This window comes from Geobacillus sp. PLS 41 (genome assembly GCF_056494105.1).
In genome coordinates this window covers 1,351,561-1,369,174 of record NZ_CM151395.1, presented here as the reverse complement: position 1 = coordinate 1,369,174, position 17,614 = coordinate 1,351,561, and the positions used below count along the sequence as shown (strand labels likewise).

Genomic DNA, 17,614 nt, shown 5'->3' with positions numbered 1-17,614 from the left:
CAAATATGTTGTGTTTTGTTTAAGGGAAATTACCCTTTTGGGTCAGCCCCAGTCGGCAAACGAACCGCTTGCCGACTACGGCAGAAAAGCTAGAAACAGAACCTGCTCAACTAGTTTTTATGGGTTAATCAACATGCCTGTGCAAACGGCAACGTTTCAAATCGCCTTTATATATTTTGCTCACGGCGGTTCGGTCCAGTGATTTCAATCGGATAGGCCAAATAGCGGATTCGCTCCATAATGCGCGCCGCCTTCACCTTCTCTTCTTCGCCGCGCTGCGAATACGTCAAATGATGGGCGAGCTGCTGCATATCAAAGTTCGACGTGAAAAACGTCGGCAAGTTTTCAAACATCCGGTATTGCAAGATCGGGCCAAATACATCATCGCGCACCCAGCTTGACATCGCCTCCGCCCCAAGGTCATCGAGCATCAGCACCGGCACTTTTTTGATATAATCAAGCTTTTCGTTCATCGTCTGGTCTTGAAGCGAATGTTTCATCTCACGAAACAGCTCGGGCACGTAGACGATCAGCGACGAAACGTTTCGCTTCGCCAGCTCGTTGGCGATCGCGGCGAGCAAATACGTTTTGCCCACCCCAAACGATCCGTGCAAATACAAGCCTTTCATTTTTTTCCCTGGCTCGTATTCCGCCACAAACCGCTCGGCAAATCGGATCGCTTTGATCCGCCCATCGTCATTGAGATCGACGTCAGAGAGCGAAGCACGCAAGATTTCGCGCGGCATGAACATGCTTTGAATGAGCGACTCTTGCCGTTTTCGCTCGTCATGCTGCACTTTTTTGGGGCAGCGGTCGTACTCAACGTCGATCCTTCCACCGTTGACCACCAAATTTGGATGGTACCCCGGCAGCATGTTGTTGCATCGCTCAAGGCCCGGACATTGGCGGCAATTCCCGTGCTGCTCGATGAACTCATACAGCTTCATCAAGCTGCGGTCAACCGCATCGGCCGACAATTGCCGTTCGTGCGCCCGCAAAAACGGCTGCACGTCCGGATGCTCCAAAATGTAGCGTTTCATTTGTTCGTAGCGTTGTTTAAACCGTTGATTGCCAAGCAACCGCTGCAACAGGTGGTTTACTCGTTCCATGGCTTTTCCCTCTATGATTCATCACGGTATTTTTTCAGCCGTTCCTCAAGCTCTTTGCGCGCCTGTTCGACGTCAAAATCATCATCATCCGGCTGGCTGTAATCCATGTTCAGCCAGTCCGGGACGATTTCCGTGCGCACGACTTTGCGCACCGTCCGCGTCCCTTTTTCCTTTTCGTTCGCCCAGTTTTGGTATGTTTTCGCCTCTTCTTTCGCCAGTTCCATTGCTTCCTTCACGGTTTTCACCTTTTTGCGCGCCCAATGGCTGGCGATTTTTTCTACGTATTTTTTCGACAGCTTCATATTCGTCCGGAGCATGACATAATAAATGAGCACGTTGACAACTCCGGGGAGCAGCTGCTGCTGGAACATAATGTCTTCGATCAACTGCAAATCAGCAAGCGACGGCTCAGCGCCGCCTGAAATCTCTTTCAGCAGCTGGCGCGGGGAAATTGTTTCCAGCTGTTTCATTAGTTGCTCCTCTTTTGTGCGCGGTTCGATGTTTTCCATCGTCCGGTAGGCGAGCGGCTGCACTCGTTCGACGAGGCGCGGCTCGACACCGCCATGTTCGAGCTCATACCATTCGCGCGCCGCCCGGCGCAACGCGTCAATATCGATATGATAGGCCGGATCGATGACGCCAAGGACCAGTTTTTGCATCTCAAGCGGCGGAATGCCGTATAAAAACGCCAGCTTTTTAATCGCTTCCTTCACTTTCGCTGTCACAGCCCGGCGCGGCACAAGCTGCTTGGACAGGCCGGCAAAAAACAGCTCAAAGTCGAATACATCATCATCGAGCACATACGACGCCTCATCCCGCCTGATGTGATCCTTCCCTTCAAGCAGCTCGGGCCCGGCTTCTTCGCTGAGGCCGGCGACGATTTGTTCAGCGGGCACGGCCGAAAACACGTCGGAAAACGACCGCGTCACCTGGGTGAATTTCGTTTCATCAATGGAAGGACGGGCAAAAAAGTTGCTCAGCTGGATAAACAAGTGGCGGCCGACTTGCCGGTGCAAAAAAACGCTCAACATCTCGTCGCGGAAAAACTGGTCTGGCGCCAGCGGCGGACGCAGCTCATAAAGAAACAGCTTCGGTTCATCCGCCTCTGGAGCGTGGACGTATGTGTCGAGCAGCCCGATTCCTTCGAGTTTCAACCGTTCGCTGTAAATGTCCGGCAGTCCGCACTGCATGAGCGCCATAAGCCGATGATGGGTCGCTTCCTGGCCGTCAAGCAGCTCAAGCTCCCCCAAAGCGTCATATAAAGCGCCAACGCCCGGCAGCCGATGAGCGGCTGGTAAAGCAGCGTCAGCACTTTACGGTCCACCTCTTGCAACACCCCACGGCTTTGCACGGTATAACGGTCGACAGCAATCAGCTCTTTCCAATGGTGCTGCATCGCTCCGACCTTCCATTCCGCCGTATTCGTTTCAAACCGGCTCTCCCCTTTCCTGCCGAAAAGACGTTGAAAAAAGGGCTTGCCGCCTAACGCCAAAGCCCTTTTTACCGTTGCCCTTTTTTGATCAGCTCTTTCAGTTCTTCAATGAACACATTAATATCTTTAAACTGCCGATAGACGGAAGCGAAGCGGACATAGGCGACCTCATCGATGTGTGACAGGCGCTCCATCACCATTTCGCCGATCGTTTCGCTTTTCACTTCCGAGACGCCTTGATTGCGCAGTTCGCGCTCAATTTCCTGCGTCACTTTTTCAAGCTCCTCGAGCGCCACCGGCCGCTTCTCGCACGCTTTGATCAAGCCGCGCAAAATTTTCTCCCGGCTGAATTCTTCGCGCGTTCCCTCTTTTTTCACAACAATCAGCGGCGGCTCCTCGATCCGCTCAAACGTCGTAAACCGATAATGGCACTGTTCGCACTCCCGCCGGCGGCGGATCGAACGACCCTCTTCAACCGGGCGCGAGTCAAGCACGCGCGTGCCTTGATGATGGCATGAAGGACATCGCATAACATCCACTCCGTTGATCTTCTTATTTTCTATCATACCGGAATGGACGAAAGCAGACAAGATATAGTTAGCTGTTCAGTCCGGAACCGATATAGGGCAGGCGGGCGTCGAGCTTCCGATACAAATCGAGAATGACCGCCCGGCTATGCCCAAAATCAAACGGCAATAGCTTCGTCTCCGTCGTCGCGGAAAAGTCGACCGCCGTTTCAAACGGCCGCACGGAAATGACGGTAGCGACGATGAACAACTTTTTGCCGCGCTTTGTTTGCGCACAAATTTCGCCGCGCTCTTCGGAAACAGAAACGAGCTCGGCGCCGGGCAGCGACGAGAGCAGCTCCTTGACCGCATCGATGACGGCGCGGTTCGTCGCTTTGTAATAATGGCTTCTTAGCTCTTCATCTTCATGATTTTCCCGCGTTTCACAATGGTTTGTGAAGGCGTATTTGAGTGTTTTCCACATGCTCATTGCCACGTCTCCCTAGTCATTCTTTTTCTTCCATCATACCATGATTTTCGCCGCTGTTGTACCGCCGAGGGCGCAAAAAAAGGAGCGTTTCGCTTACGCTCCTTTCGGTTTATCATTATCCAATTACAGCGCCTGCGCCTTTTTCACTTCGATCGGGCGCATGCCGCGCGGAAGTTCAATCGTTTCCCGCGTTTGCGCGCCCAGCATTTCGGCAATGTAATCGGCGGCAATCGTCGGGTCTAAATGGCCGCATGTATACACATCAATGCTCGCATAGCCGTGTTCGGGAAACGTGTGAATCGTCAAATGCGATTCCGAAATAATGACGACCCCGCTTACGCCTTGCGGAGCGAATTTATGGAACGCCACTTCGCGAATCTCCGCTCCCGACTTTAACGCGGCGTCAACGAACGTTTTTTCAATAAAATCAATATCATTCAGTTTGTCAAAGTCGCATCCCCAAAGTTCCGAGATAACGTGACGACCCATCGTGTCCATGAAAAGAATCCCCCTTTAACCAATTTTCTCAAACTAATAAAAAAACAGAAGGTGAGTTGCAAAATGGCATGTATAACTACCACGGGGGAAAGTTAGTCCTAAGAGGTCCTAACCCTTTAAGTAGTCACATTACCCTTGCCGTTAAGAAGTTCACGAGACATAGTATACTTTGTTTAGGGGGTTTTTGCAACAGGCTTTTTTAATTTTTTTGCATAAAAAAGAGAAAAAGCGCCCACGCCCGCACCGTGGCCCGATCCGTTTGTGCGGATCGCAAAAGCCATAGCGCAGGCGGCGCGCTTCACATCGAACCGCTGTTACGCATTGACGCTGAGACGCTCATTCATTTTGGCCGCGACAAGATGGGCTAAATCAACGACGCGGCACGAATAGCCCCATTCATTGTCATACCAAGCGAGCACTTTCACTTTTCGCCCTTCCATCACCATCGTCGACAGGCCGTCGATAATCGCAGAATGCGGATTCGTATTGAAATCGATCGAGACAAGCGGCTCCATCGTGAAATCCAAGATGCCTTTCAATGGGCCGTCGGCAGCGCGGATCAGCGCCTCGTTCACCTCATCAACCGTCACATCGCGCTTCAAGTCGACGACCAAGTCGACGAGCGAGACGTTCGGCGTCGGGACGCGGAGCGCCATGCCATGAAGCTTCCCTTTTAAATGCGGCAGCACTAGGCCAAGCGCTTTCGCCGCTCCCGTTGTCGTCGGGATGATCGACTGCGCGCATGAGCGGGCGCGGCGCAAATCTTTATGCGGGTTATCGATGTTTTTTTGGTCGTTCGTATACGCGTGAACCGTCGTCATCAGGCCGTTTTCAATCCCAAACGCTTCATCGAGCACTTTGACGACCGGAGCCAAACAGTTTGTCGTACACGAGGCGTTCGAAATGATGAAATGGCGGTCGATGTCAAGCATATGCTCGTTGACGCCAACAACGATCGTCACATCTTCATTTTTGCCCGGGGCGGTTAAAATGACGCGCTTCGCCCCTGCCTCAAGGTGAAGGCTCGCCTTTTCGCGGTCGTTGAATTTTCCGGTCGCTTCAATCACAATATCGATATCAAGCTCTTTCCACGGCAGCTGTTTCGGGTCGCGCGAGTTTAACAGCCTCACTTTTTTGCCGTTGACGAGCAGGCCGTCTTCCAAGGCGATGACCTCACCGTCAAATTTGCCGTGGTTTGAGTCATATTTCACTAAATGGGCTAACGTTTCCGGCGGATAGCTGGCGTTCACCGCCACAATGTCGAGGTCAGAGGAATTGATGGCGCGCCGGAACACCATCCGTCCGATTCGTCCGAAACCGTTAATCGCCACTTTCGCCTTCATTCACTTTGTTCTCCTCTCATATATGTTATACTATTTTCTTATATTTGTATAAATAGTATATCATATTTTTAGGAAATGTGGAGAACAAAATGACTGAAAGCGAACAAAAAAGACGCCTATTTTTCCAAGGCGTCCCATTGTTTCAAAATAGCCAACAGCTGACGGCGTGTCTCTTCCCTCGTTCCGTTATTGTTGATGACCGCGTCGGCCCGCTTCATTTTTTCCGCCAGCGGCCATTGAGCGCGAATGCGGGCGCGCGCTTCTTCCTCAGTGAACCCGTTCCGCTCCATCAGCCGGCGAAGCTGGATGTCATCGTCAACATACACGACAAGTACTTTATCGACCCAGGATGTCAATCCGCTTTCAAATAAAAGCGGAATGTCCAATACGACCGTTTTCGCCCCGGAACGGACGAGCGCTTCTTTCTCCGCGAGCATTTTCTGACGCACCGCCGGGTGAACGATGGCGTTTAGCTTTTTCCGTTCTTCTTCGTCGTTGAACACGATCGCCCCGAGTTTCGCCCGATCGATCTCTCCATTTGTCTGCAAAATGCCCGGACCGAAGGCGGCGACAATCTGACGGTAGGCGTCTTCCCCCGGTCGGACGACGGCGCGCGCCGCTTCGTCAGCATCAATGACCGGAAGGCCGAGCTCGCGCATCATCGCGCTCACCGTGCTTTTGCCGCTGGCGATCCCGCCGGTCAATCCGATCGTCAACGTCATGGAACCTCTCTCCTTTTTACACGCCGCCTAGCGCTGGCAGCGCGGGCAATAATGCGTGCCGCGGCCGGCGACGACCGTTTTTTCAATCGGCGTGCCGCATCGTTTGCATGGCTCTCCTTTGCGTCCGTAGACGAACAAGCTATGCTGAAACGCACCCGCTTCCCCTTGCGTGTTCACGTACGTGCGCACCGTGCTTCCCCCTTTCATGACCGCCTCGCCGATCGTCGCCACCATTTCCTCATGCAGGCGCTCGATCTCTTTGCTGGAGAGAGAGGCGGCCGGCCGGCCGGGAAGAATGCCGGCGCGAAACAGCGATTCGTCGACATAAATATTGCCAAACCCAGCCACGACCGTCTGATCAAGGAGCAACGCTTTGACCGACCGTTTCGTTTTCACCGCCCGCTCCGCCAATACAGCTGGGGAAAACGCCGGGGAAAGCGGCTCCGGCCCAAGCTCAGCAAGCGGCGGCCGACGGTCAGCTTCTTCTTTGGCATAAACGTGCATCGTTCCGAACTTGCGCACGTCGCGGTAACGGAGTTCGCTGCCGTCCGTGAAGCAAAACACGACGTGCGTATGCGGTTCGAGCGGCTCGAGGGCAGAAGCAACGGCGTAGCGCCCTTCCATGCGCAAATGGGAAATGAGTGCATCGCGGTCGAGCAGGAATTTCAAAAACTTCCCTCTCCGTTCCAAACCACGCACCGTCTGTCCGATCATTCTTGCCGCAAACTCCTCGGGGTCTCGCGGATGGCGGATGATGTTCGGCCAAAAGATGCGCACATCCTCAATCGTTTTTCCGACAATAAGCGGCAAAAGCGTACGACGGATCGTTTCCACCTCCGGCAATTCCGGCATGGCGATCCCCCCTTTCCTCCGTTTTCCTGCATCGTTCCCGCCGACGCTTTCGCATTGACGCCGGTTCATCCGCCGAGAGAAAGATTCTCCATGGGGCGGCAGCTGTTTCGCTCCAATTCATCGAGTTGCAGCCGAGAATCGTCGCACCGAAAGATTCTGCCTAGAAGGCCGGTGAGAAACGCTGATTTTCGCAAAATCGGTCATGTTGGTTGAGAAGGACGACTCGATGTCCCAAGGCTTCTCAACTGGAGAAGAGTCGTTGTGAAACTGCTTTTTCATTCCATCACAGGCCTTCTTAGAAGGCTGATGAAAAACAATGGATTCGCTTGATTTATGAGAAATCACAAGGAATGAAGTGATGGTGTTGCAAGGTTTTTCAATTTGAGAAACACTGTTGGAGAGCAGTATTTCCCCTTAAATCACCGGCCTTTTAGGGGTGCCGGCGATCCACACCAAGACTCCTTTTTATTTCGCGTCATACCACGTCGAGCCATAATGGTAATCGACTTTGAGCGGCACGCGAAGTGTGACCGCTTGCTCCATCACTTCCGGAACGAGCCGGCACAGCCGCTCCATCTCTTCTTTCGGCGCCTCCAAAATGAGCTCGTCATGCACCTGTAGCAAAAGGCGCGCTTGCAGCCGCTCTTCCTTCAGTCTGGCGTTCAGATCGATCATCGCCTTTTTAATAATGTCAGCGGCGCTCCCTTGAATCGGCGTGTTCATCGCCATCCGTTCAGCAAAGCTGCGGACGTTGAAGTTGCGGCTCGTGATATCCGGCAAATAGCGGCGCCGATGCAGCAGCGTCGTCACATACCCTTTCTGTTTTGCTTCTTGCACAATGTTTTCCATATACCGCTTCACGCCAGGGAAGCTTTCGAAGTAGCGCTCGATGAATTCAGCGGCCTCTTTGCGTGAAATATTTAAGTTTTGCGCCAAGCCGTAATCACTGATCCCGTAAACGATCCCAAAGTTGACCGCCTTCGCCTGACGGCGCATGTTGGGCGTCACTTCGTCCTCGCTCACTTGGAAAATGTCCATCGCTGTTTTCGTATGGATATCCAAATCGCGGCGGAACGCTTCCATTAAATTGTCATCTTCCGCAATATGGGCGAGGACGCGCAACTCAATTTGCGAGTAGTCGGCAGCGAAAATGAGCCAATCAGACTCCGACGGCACGAACGCTTGGCGGATTTTCCGTCCTTCCTCAAGCCGAATCGGAATGTTTTGCAAGTTCGGCTCCGTCGAGCTGAGCCGTCCGGTTTGCGTCAACGCCTGATTGAAAATCGTATGCACCTTCTTTGTATCGGGTCGCACGACTTTCAGCAATCCTTCAATATACGTCGACTGCAACTTGCCAAGCTGGCGGTAATGCAAAATGTTTTCCACGATCTCGTGATAAGGCGCAAGTTTTTCAAGCACATCCGCCGAAGTGGAGTAGCCGGTTTTCGTTTTTTTCAAGACGGGCAGCTGCAGTTTTTCAAATAAAATGACGCCGAGCTGTTTCGGTGAATTGATGTTGAATTCTTGGCCGGCGAGCTCATAAATGCGCTGCTCGACCGTGCGCAGCTGCTCGGCGAGCTCTTCGCCCATCTGTTCGAGCCGCTTCGTATCCACTTTCACTCCGGCAAATTCCATTTCCGCCAAAATCGAAGACAACGGCTGCTCGAGCTCGACGAGCAACCGATCTTGTTCGTTGCGGCGCAGCTCATCCAAAAACGGCCGTTCGAGCGCCCAAATCGCCGCCGCCTTGCGGACGAGATGCTCGGCGAGCACTGGCTCATCCGGCACGGCCCGCTTCGCCCCTTTGCCATACACCGCTTCATCCGGGCGCACCGCTTCGTATTGCTTCATTTTTGCTGCGGCAGCCACATCATCAACACCTTGCGCCGGATCAAGCAAATAGGCGGCCAGCAATAAATCAAAGGAAACGCCGCATAGCTCAATTCCTTTCCATTTCAAGGCGACTGCCGCGCGCTTTGAGTCAAACATGCTTTTTTTCTTCGTTTCATCACCAAGCCAGGCGACAAACTGCGGATCGGCAAGCGCCGTCTCCGGGCGCAGGAAAAACCGTCCATGTTCGTTGACCACAGCGATGCCGACGATCGGCGCATCATGATAATTTTCCTCGACCACTTCAACGACAAGCGCCGCCTTGTCGGCAAGCATCTCCTCCGTCACGCGGTCAGCAAGCGTAAATGCCATCTTGGCAAGCGGTTTTTCCTCTTCTGATGACGGCGATTCCATTTTCTCTAAAAACGATTGAAACCCAAGCTCTTTAAATAAAGCGACCACTTTCTCCCGGTCTTCCCCTTGATAGACGATGTCATCAAGCGAGAGCTCGACCGGGGCGTCGCGGCGAATGGCGGCGAGCTTTTTGCTTAACAGCGCCATCTCCCGGTGTTGGCGCAGCGTTTCTTTCAACTTTTCGCCTTTGATCTCGTCAATGGAGGCAAGCACGTTTTCGACCGTGCCGAATTGCTTGAGCAGCTTGACCGCCGTCTTTTCCCCGATGCCCGGCACTCCGGGAATGTTGTCCGATTTGTCGCCCATCAATCCTTTCAAATCAACGATTTGTTCCGGAGTTAAGCCGTATTTTTCGCGGACCGTCTCCGGCGTGTACGGTTCGATATCGGTAATCCCTTTTTTCGTAATGTCCACCGTCACATGGGGGGAGGCGAGCTGGGTCAGATCGCGGTCGCCGGAAATGACTTTCACCTCAAACCCTTCCTGCTCAGCGCGGGCGGCAAGCGTTCCGATAATATCGTCCGCTTCGTAGTTCTCGAGTTCATAGGCGGGGATGCGATACGCCCTCAGCAGCTCGCGCAACAGCGGAAACTGCTCCGACAGCTCCGGTGGCGTCTGCTGGCGCCCACCTTTATACTCTTGAAACGCTTCATGCCGGAACGTCGTTTTCCCGGCGTCAAACGCGACAAGCATATGAGTTGGCTCTTCTTCCGCCAAAATTTTATTCAACATCATCGTAAACCCGTAGACGGCGTTCGTATGGATGCCTTTGTCGTTATGCAAAAGCGGCAAGGCGAAAAAGGCGCGGTACGCCACGCTGCTGCCGTCGATTAAAACAAGCTTTTTTTTCAATCTCATCCCTCCTCGGATGCTTCCTTGTCCTATTGTACCATGCCTGCGGCTTGCCTTGAACGCTCTCCCACCATGATGGGAGGCGCCGATTCATCCCGTGCTTACGCTCACGCTGAAAAATGGCAGGCTTCTCAGTTGGAGATGATAAAAAGAAGCCGGCTACCGCCCCGGCTTTGGAAAATGGATCGTGAACACGGTGCCGCGCCCCACTTTGCTCGCTACGGTAATATATCCATGGTGAGCCTCAACCAAATGTTTCACAATCGCCAGGCCCAACCCCGTTCCGCCGGAATCGCGGCTGCGCGCCTTGTCGACGCGGTAAAAACGCTCAAAAATGCGCGGGATTTCTTTTTCCTCAATGCCGATTCCGGTGTCTTTCACATGGATCAGCACTTCTTTCTTCGTCTCTTCCGCCTCGACAGCGACCCGTCCGTGCTCCGGCGTATACGTGATGGCGTTGGCGAGCAAGTTCAGCAAAATTTGCTTCATCCGATTTCTGTCACCACGGATGACAAGCCCGGATGGCGATTCGATATGCAAATCAATTTGTTTTTCCGCCGCTTTTTGGCGAAACACAGCAGCCGCTTCGGCGATGACTTGAGCGATATCCACGTCTTCGAGTTGCAGCTGAAATCCGTGCTGCTCGATTTTCGACAAGTCCAACAGTTCCTCAACGAGCGTTTGCAGCCGTTCGCTTTCTTTTAAGATGATGGTCAAAAAATGTTCGAGCGCCGCTTCATCCTTCATAGCGCCATCCAATAGCGTTTCGGCGAATCCTTTGATGGACGTCACCGGCGTTTTCAATTCGTGCGAAACGTTGGCGACAAAGTCTTTGCGGATTTGCTCAAGACGCTTCAGCTCCGTAATGTCGTGAAACACGACGACAATCCCTTTCCATTCGGCGTTCGTGCCAATGATGGGAGCCCCGTATACATCGAAATGTTTCCGCTCGATGCCAATCGTCAGCCGCATATGCCGGCGCATCGTCGTCTCGGTGATGAAAATATCATCGATAAACCGGACGATGTCGCGGTGCGGCAGCACATCGGCGTACGGACGGTACAAACAATCCGACGGATCGAGATGAAACTGAGTCTGGAACGCCCGATTGATGAGAGAAATATGTCCGCGGTGGTCAATAAACAACAGACCGCTGCCGACGTTTTCAATGAGCGTGTGAAGCCGATCGGTCTGAATTTCCCGCGCCCTGCTCATCTCCTGCAAATGGCGGGCCAGCCGGTTGATCGAGCGCACAAGCATCCCGGCCTCGTTATATTCACCATCGGGCACACGGGCGGCGTAATTGCCTTTTTCCAGCTCAAACGCCACTTTCGTCGCTTCTTCAATCGGCTTCATATATTGATTGGCGATTTTCCAGACGAGGGCGATGATGACAACGAGCGCCATCCCGAGGCTGCTCGTGAGCACGCCCCAAATTTGCTCGTTTACTTTTTGGAGTGAGCTCGTCGGTGTGCTTAAAACGACGTACCCGCTCCGTTCACCGCGCTCGTACGGGACGATGTAGTAATAGACGTCGTTTGTTTTTTCAATCACGGAAAAGCGGGGAAACTGCTTTTTGCGCAAAATCGCGCGGACGATGCGCTCATGGTCTTTGTCGCTGATCGCTGCGACGCGACCGCTGTCAAACCGCACCCGTTCTTCTTTATCGAGCACGGTGATGCGGGACGACAGCTCATTCCCCATTTCCTGCAAATCGGCGCGGATTTGCTCGAGCGGTTCATTTTCAAGCAAAATCGCAAGCGCTTGGGCCTCTTTTTCCATCCGTTTGTTCATCGTCTCGGCGTAAAAATCTTTCAGCAATTGCCCGAGCAAAAGCCCGAGGGCGATCAACACCGTGGCGATGAGCGTCACGAGCCAAAACAAAAGGCGGGTGCGGAAGCTATTCATGCCGCTTCGGTTCCTCCAACTTGTAGCCAAGGCCGCGCACCGTTTTAATGTACATCGGTTTTTTCGTATCGGTTTCGATCTTCTCGCGCAAGTGGCTGATATGGACGTCGACAATGCGTGTATCGCCGGCAAACTCGTAGTTCCACACGGCGCTGAGCAGCTGGTCGCGCGTCAACACCCGCCCTTTATGGCGAGCCAAATAAAGGAGCAACTCAAACTCTTTCGGCGTCAGCTCAAGCGGCTTGCCGTCGATCGTTGCTTCATAGCGTTCCGGAAAAATTTCCAGATCGCCAACAACAAGCCGCTCGCTCGATTCAGCCGCCGGCTGAACGATCTCCGTGCGGCGCAAAATCGCCTTGACGCGGGCAATGACTTCGCGCGGGCTGAACGGCTTTGTCATATAGTCGTCGGCGCCAAGCTCAAGACCAAGCACTTTGTCAAATTCATCATCGCGAGCCGTCAACATTAAAATCGGCGTCATGATTTGCTGCTGGCGAAGCCGCTTGCACACATCAACGCCGTCAAGCTTCGGCAGCATCAAGTCCAAAATAATGAGCGCCGGCTGCTCGGACGCTACTTTCACGAGCGCCTCTTCGCCATCGTGAGCGGTCACGACGTGAAATCCGGCTTTCTCCAAATTGTACGACAACAGAGTCACAATCGGCTGTTCGTCATCGACAACTAAAATTTTTCGTCCCATGCCGCTCCTCCATCCCGTCCAATGGTTTCTGCCTTTATGATACCACAATTGACGCCTTGATTCGGACAAAAAAAAGAAAAAAGGGCGTTTTCCTGCGGACAGGTTGCCCTCGGAAAACTGCCCCTCGCGTTTGGCTGGCTTCCTTTGGCGGAAAGCGGCATGAAACTCCCCCTTTGTTTCGAAGTGGGGGACTGCTTTCAACATGAGGTCAAAAGTTCTCGAGCACCCGCCCGTCTAGGCGCGGCAACGTATGCGGCGGGCAGACAGACAGCGTTCCGTCAAGCACCGTCTCCGCACCGCGCGTCGCCATGACGGACAACGTCACGCAATGGCCCGCCTCATCGACATCGGCGACTTCGAGCAAAAATTCGAGCGTTTCATAATGATAAACTGGGCGGAGAAAGCGAAGATCCTGCCGCGTAATGTAGCTGCCCGGGCCCGGCAAATATTTGGAGACCGCGGAAGTGATCATCCCCGTCAACATGACCGGCGGCACGACCGGTTTTCCAAACGGCGTCTGTGAAGCATAATCATGCTGGATATAGAGCGGATTGGCATCATCCGTCAGCCCAAGATAAAGAAGCAAGTCTTTGTCTTCGATGGCGGCTTGGAACACGAGCTTTTCCCCCGCTTGAATTTCCCCGATCCGTCTCCCGAGCTTTCGTTTTTTCAACATGTTCCCACCCCTTCGTTGTCTAGAAAGCGCTTTCATTGACTGTGGGCAAAAATCCGGGGCAATGCCCGAATTTTTGCCTCGCCGCTATTCCAGCATGCGCATGACATTTTTAACGGATTCGACGGATTTGGCGAGCGCCGCTTTTTCCTCTTCGGTCAGCTCGAGCTCGATCACTTTCTCGATGCCGTTGCCGCCGAGGATCGTCAGCACGCCCAAATAAATGCCTTCATAGCCGTATTCGCCTTCAAGGTAGGCGATCGCCGGCAAAATGCGGCGCTGGTCTTTCAAAATCGCTTCGACCATTTCGACAAGCGAGGCGGCCGGTGCGTAGTAGGCGCTGCCGTTGCCGAGCAGGTTGACGATTTCACCGCCGCCTTTGCGCGTCCGCTCAACGATGGCGTCCAAACGATCTTTCGGAATGAGTTTTTCGAGCGGAATGCCGCCGGCGTACGAGTAGCGGACGAGCGGCACCATGTCATCGCCATGGCCGCCTAAAACAAACCCAGTGACATCTTTTACCGAAATGTTCAGCTCCTCGGCGACGAACGTGCGGAAGCGCGCCGTATCCAAGACTCCCGACTGGCCGATGACGCGGTTTTTCGGGAATCCGGATTCCTTAAAGACCGTATACGTCATCGCATCGACCGGGTTCGTCAAGACGATGATGTAGCAGTTCGGCGAGTACTTGACGACTTCCTTCGTCACTTGCTTCATAATTTTTTGGTTCGTCGTCACCAAATCGTCGCGGCTCATGCCCGGCTTGCGGGCGATGCCTGCTGTGATGACGACGATGTCGGAATCGGCTGTGTCAGCGTAATCCGATGTGCCGATGATATTCGCGTCAAAGCCGAGCACCGGGCTTGCCTCGAGCATATCGAGCGCCTTCCCTTTCGTTGGGTTCTCAAGCTGCGGAATATCGACCAACACGACGTCGCCGAGCTCTTTTTGCGCCAAAAGGAACGCCGTCGTCGCCCCCGTGAATCCGGCGCCGATCACCGAGATTTTTTTCCGTTTCATCGCCATCGTTTGCCATCCCTTTCCTTCAAAGGTTAGTCCATATTGCGGATGAGCGCATCAGCAAATTCGGAGCATTTCACTTCCGTCGCCCCTTCCATCAGGCGGGCGAAGTCATACGTGACGATTTTCGCGGCGATGGTTTTCTCCATCGCTTTGATGATCAATTTCGCTGCTTCGTTCCAACCAAGATGCTCAAACATCATGACGCCCGAGAGAATGACGGACGACGGGTTGACTTTGTCAAGCCCTGCGTATTTCGGCGCCGTGCCGTGCGTCGCTTCGAAAATCGCGTGGCCGGTTTCGTAGTTGATGTTGGCCCCCGGCGCGATGCCGATGCCGCCGACTTGAGCGGCCAGCGCGTCGGAAATGTAGTCGCCGTTTAAGTTCATCGTCGCGATGACGTCAAATTCGCGCGGACGCGTCAAAATTTGTTGCAGGAAGATGTCGGCGATGACATCTTTGATAATGATTTTGCCGGACGCTTCCGCATCAGCAAGCGCTTTGTTCGCCGCTTCCTTGCCTTCCGTTTCAACGATTCGGTCGTATTGCGCCCACGTGAACACTTTGTCGGCGAATTCTTCCTCCGCCAATTCATAACCCCAGTTTTTAAACGCGCCTTCGGTGAATTTCATAATGTTTCCTTTATGAACGAGCGTCACCGACTTGCGGCCGTGTTCGATCGCGTAGTTGATCGCCGCGCGCACAAGCCGTTTCGTCCCTTGTTCGGAAATCGGTTTAATGCCGATGCCGGACGTTTCCGGGAAGCGGATTTTGCGCACGCCCATTTCGTTTTGCAAAAAGTCGATGACTTTTTTCACTTCCGGCGTGCCTTTGGCATATTCAATGCCAGCGTAGATGTCTTCCGTGTTTTCCCGGAAAATGACCATATCGGTGTCTTCCGGGCGTTTCACCGGCGACGGAACGCCTGGGAAGTAGCGAACCGGGCGCAAGCAGACAAACAGGTCGAGCTCTTGGCGGAGCGCTACGTTCAGCGAGCGGATGCCGCCGCCGACCGGCGTCGTCAACGGCCCTTTAATGGCGATTATGTATTCGCGGATCGTCTCAAGCGTTTCATCCGGAAGCCAGCTGCCCGTCAGCTTGTACGCTTTTTCACCAGCGAGCACTTCCTTCCAGACGATTTTTTTCTCACCTTTGTACGCTTTTTCCACCGCTGCTTCGAGCACGCGCGAAGCGGCCGCCCAAATGTCCGGGCCGGTTCCATCCCCCTCGATGAACGGAATGATCGGGTTGTTCGGAACGTTGAGCACACCATTTTGGACTGTAATTTTTTCTCCTTGCGTCACGAGCAAAACCCCCAATGCAGTTTTTTTATAAAAAGGCGTGAAGGCGCGCCTTCACCGCCTTGTCCACTTGTTTTAGCCGCGCTCGTCGATCGGCACGTACGCCCGCTTGCCTGGGCCGGTGTACTCAGCGCGCGGACGGATGAGACGGTTGTTGTCGTATTGTTCCAAGATGTGAGCCAACCATCCCGAGGTGCGGCTGACGGCAAAAATCGGCGTAAACAAATCATGATCGATTCCTAAACAATGGTAAACCGAGGCGGAATAAAAGTCAACGTTCGGCGGCAGCGCTTTTTCCAATGTGACGATTTCTTCAATCTTTGTCGACATTTCATACCAATGCGGCTCGCCGACGAGCTTCGTCAGTTTTTCCGACATTTTTTTCAAATGTTTGGCGCGCGGGTCGCCTTTTCGGTAAACGCGATGGCCAAAGCCCATAATTTTTTCTTTGTTGGCGAGCTTTCTGCGGATGTATGGCTCGACGTTGTCGACCGTGCCGATTTCCGTCAACATTTTCATCACCGCTTCGTTCGCCCCGCCGTGAAGCGGCCCTTTCAAGGCTCCGATCGCCGCCGTGATGCCGGAATAAATATCGGACAGCGTGGCTACGCAGACGCGCGCCGTGAACGTCGACGCGTTCAACTCGTGGTCGGCATGCAGCACGAGCGCCTTGTTGAACGCTTCCGTGGCGATGTCGTCTGGTTCTTTGCCGGTCAGCATGTACAAGAAATTGGCAGCAAAGCTCAAATCTTTGCGCGGCGCAACCGGTTCCAACCCTTTGCGCACGCGGGCGAAGGCGGTGACAATCGTCGGGATTTTCGCCTGCAGGCGAATGGCTTTCCGATAATTCGCCTCTTTCGTCATCACATCCGCCTCTTCGTCATACAAGCCGAGAAGCGATACCGCGGTGCGCAAAGCCGCCATCGGATGCACCTTGTCAATCGGATACAGCTTGAAGTGTTCAATGATTTCATTTGGAATTTCAGCGTTTTCCGCCAACTGTTTCTTTAATTCCTCAAGCTGCTCTTTCGTCGGCAGTTCGCGATGCCAAAGCAAATAAACGACTTCTTCGAAGGAAGCGTTTTCGGCTAAATCGTCAATGTCATAACCGACATACGTCAACGTGTCATCGATGATCGAACTGATGCTTGAAGTTGTGGCCACAACTCCCTCTAACCCACGGGTTACTGTCATGTTCAATCTCCCCTTCTCTTCATAAGTTCCGGCCATAACGACCGATGGCCGATGAGCGCTTGCTCGAAATGGAGGCAAAAACAAACGCGCGCGCGAAAGTGCTTACATGACGCCGACGACAACCGCCCCGTCGCAACAGCTGCACAATGCTTGGCCGAAAACTCACTCACGTTTATTATTATAAACAATTATCAGACTTTTGTCAGCTGTCACACGTCAAAAGAAATGATGATCAGGAATAAAATGGAAATCGATTCATCTCAAAACGGAGGATCCCACACACCGCCTGATGATCAAAAATATTCTACCATTTTGATGACCGTATAGGCAATGCCAGCGCCGATCAATGGACCAACCGCCACCCCATGAAACAGCGAAACCGCGAGGATGGTGCCGAATGCAAGCGCGGCGGTCATATGCGGGTCATTGGCAAGGAGCGTTACTCCATTTTTGGCGATCAAGGCGACAAAAATGCCAGATGCGAGCGCCACCCAGGCCGACAACGACTGCAGAGAGCCGACAAGCTGCCGAAAGCCGATCTCCCCAGAAGCGATGGGAGCGAGCACGGCGATCGTAATGACCGTCACTCCCCAGTTGATCCCTTTGGACTGAATGATCGGCAGCACTTTTTGATCCAAGCCGACAAGTTTGATGGCCAACAGCACAACGATGGCGACAATAAGCGACTTGTTTTTCGCAAGAAAGCCGAGCGCAAGCAACAACAATAAAAACAACACCGGTTCGTTCACGGTCGTCCGTCCTTTCCTATG

The 17,614-nt window shown here is 53.4% G+C and carries 15 protein-coding genes and 1 pseudogene; all 16 read right to left on the bottom strand.

Annotated features, from left to right (window positions below):
* Positions 1–167: 167 nt before the first annotated feature.
* The 16 genes and pseudogenes from dnaI to ACVX3G_RS06690 all read right to left on the bottom strand — a co-directional run bounded on the left by dnaI (position 168) and on the right by ACVX3G_RS06690 (position 17,593).
* Positions 168–1,109 (bottom strand): primosomal protein DnaI, encoded by a 942-nt coding sequence (dnaI, locus tag ACVX3G_RS06765; RefSeq protein ID WP_013144524.1) that lies wholly within the window; start codon positions 1,107–1,109, stop codon positions 168–170.
* Positions 1,110–1,120: 11 nt separating this feature from the next.
* A pseudogene (locus ACVX3G_RS06760) lies at positions 1,121–2,505 on the bottom strand (replication initiation and membrane attachment family protein).
* Positions 2,506–2,609: 104 nt separating this feature from the next.
* The gene (gene nrdR, locus ACVX3G_RS06755) at positions 2,610–3,071 is read right to left on the bottom strand and encodes a transcriptional regulator NrdR (RefSeq protein WP_013144522.1); all 462 of its coding nucleotides are present in this window, start codon (positions 3,069–3,071) and stop codon (positions 2,610–2,612) included.
* A gap of 67 nt (positions 3,072–3,138) precedes the next feature.
* Complete coding sequence (locus ACVX3G_RS06750) at positions 3,139–3,537, bottom strand: aminotransferase class IV (protein ID WP_014196515.1); 399 nt, start codon at positions 3,535–3,537, stop codon at positions 3,139–3,141.
* Between the two features lie 123 nt (positions 3,538–3,660).
* A complete protein-coding gene (speD, locus tag ACVX3G_RS06745) occupies positions 3,661–4,035 on the bottom strand; it encodes an adenosylmethionine decarboxylase (RefSeq protein ID WP_011232199.1) in 375 nt (124 codons plus the stop codon).
* A 314-nt stretch (positions 4,036–4,349) separates the two neighbouring features.
* The gene (locus tag ACVX3G_RS06740) at positions 4,350–5,378 is read right to left on the bottom strand and encodes a glyceraldehyde-3-phosphate dehydrogenase (RefSeq protein ID WP_014196517.1); all 1,029 of its coding nucleotides are present in this window, start codon (positions 5,376–5,378) and stop codon (positions 4,350–4,352) included.
* Positions 5,379–5,494: 116 nt separating this feature from the next.
* Complete coding sequence (coaE, locus tag ACVX3G_RS06735; RefSeq protein ID WP_014196518.1) at positions 5,495–6,100, bottom strand: dephospho-CoA kinase; 606 nt, start codon at positions 6,098–6,100, stop codon at positions 5,495–5,497.
* A 27-nt stretch (positions 6,101–6,127) separates the two neighbouring features.
* Positions 6,128–6,952: a DNA-formamidopyrimidine glycosylase gene (gene mutM / locus ACVX3G_RS06730; protein WP_025039134.1), complete on the bottom strand. Its 825-nt coding sequence runs from the start codon at positions 6,950–6,952 to the stop codon at positions 6,128–6,130.
* A gap of 465 nt (positions 6,953–7,417) precedes the next feature.
* The gene (polA, locus tag ACVX3G_RS06725) at positions 7,418–10,054 is read right to left on the bottom strand and encodes a DNA polymerase I (RefSeq protein ID WP_020278097.1); all 2,637 of its coding nucleotides are present in this window, start codon (positions 10,052–10,054) and stop codon (positions 7,418–7,420) included.
* A gap of 153 nt (positions 10,055–10,207) precedes the next feature.
* Positions 10,208–11,956, bottom strand: coding sequence for a two-component system histidine kinase PnpS (gene pnpS, locus ACVX3G_RS06720; protein WP_014196522.1), 1,749 nt, complete (start codon positions 11,954–11,956; stop codon positions 10,208–10,210).
* A complete protein-coding gene (locus tag ACVX3G_RS06715) occupies positions 11,949–12,656 on the bottom strand; it encodes a response regulator transcription factor (protein ID WP_014196523.1) in 708 nt (235 codons plus the stop codon). Before ACVX3G_RS06715 ends, pnpS begins: the two co-directional genes overlap by 8 nt.
* A 208-nt stretch (positions 12,657–12,864) precedes the next feature.
* Complete coding sequence (locus ACVX3G_RS06710) at positions 12,865–13,332, bottom strand: MaoC/PaaZ C-terminal domain-containing protein (protein WP_011232207.1); 468 nt, start codon at positions 13,330–13,332, stop codon at positions 12,865–12,867.
* An 84-nt stretch (positions 13,333–13,416) separates the two neighbouring features.
* Entirely contained in the window at positions 13,417–14,355 is a 939-nt protein-coding gene (gene mdh, locus ACVX3G_RS06705) for a malate dehydrogenase (RefSeq protein ID WP_014196524.1), read from the bottom strand.
* Between the two features lie 26 nt (positions 14,356–14,381).
* Complete coding sequence (icd, locus tag ACVX3G_RS06700) at positions 14,382–15,653, bottom strand: NADP-dependent isocitrate dehydrogenase (protein WP_011232209.1); 1,272 nt, start codon at positions 15,651–15,653, stop codon at positions 14,382–14,384.
* Between the two features lie 72 nt (positions 15,654–15,725).
* Positions 15,726–16,844 (bottom strand): citrate synthase, encoded by a 1,119-nt coding sequence (citZ, locus tag ACVX3G_RS06695; protein ID WP_033012296.1) that lies wholly within the window; start codon positions 16,842–16,844, stop codon positions 15,726–15,728.
* A 293-nt stretch (positions 16,845–17,137) separates the two neighbouring features.
* A complete protein-coding gene (locus tag ACVX3G_RS06690; RefSeq protein WP_011232211.1) occupies positions 17,138–17,593 on the bottom strand; it encodes a DUF441 domain-containing protein in 456 nt (151 codons plus the stop codon).
* Positions 17,594–17,614: the final 21 nt, after the last annotated feature.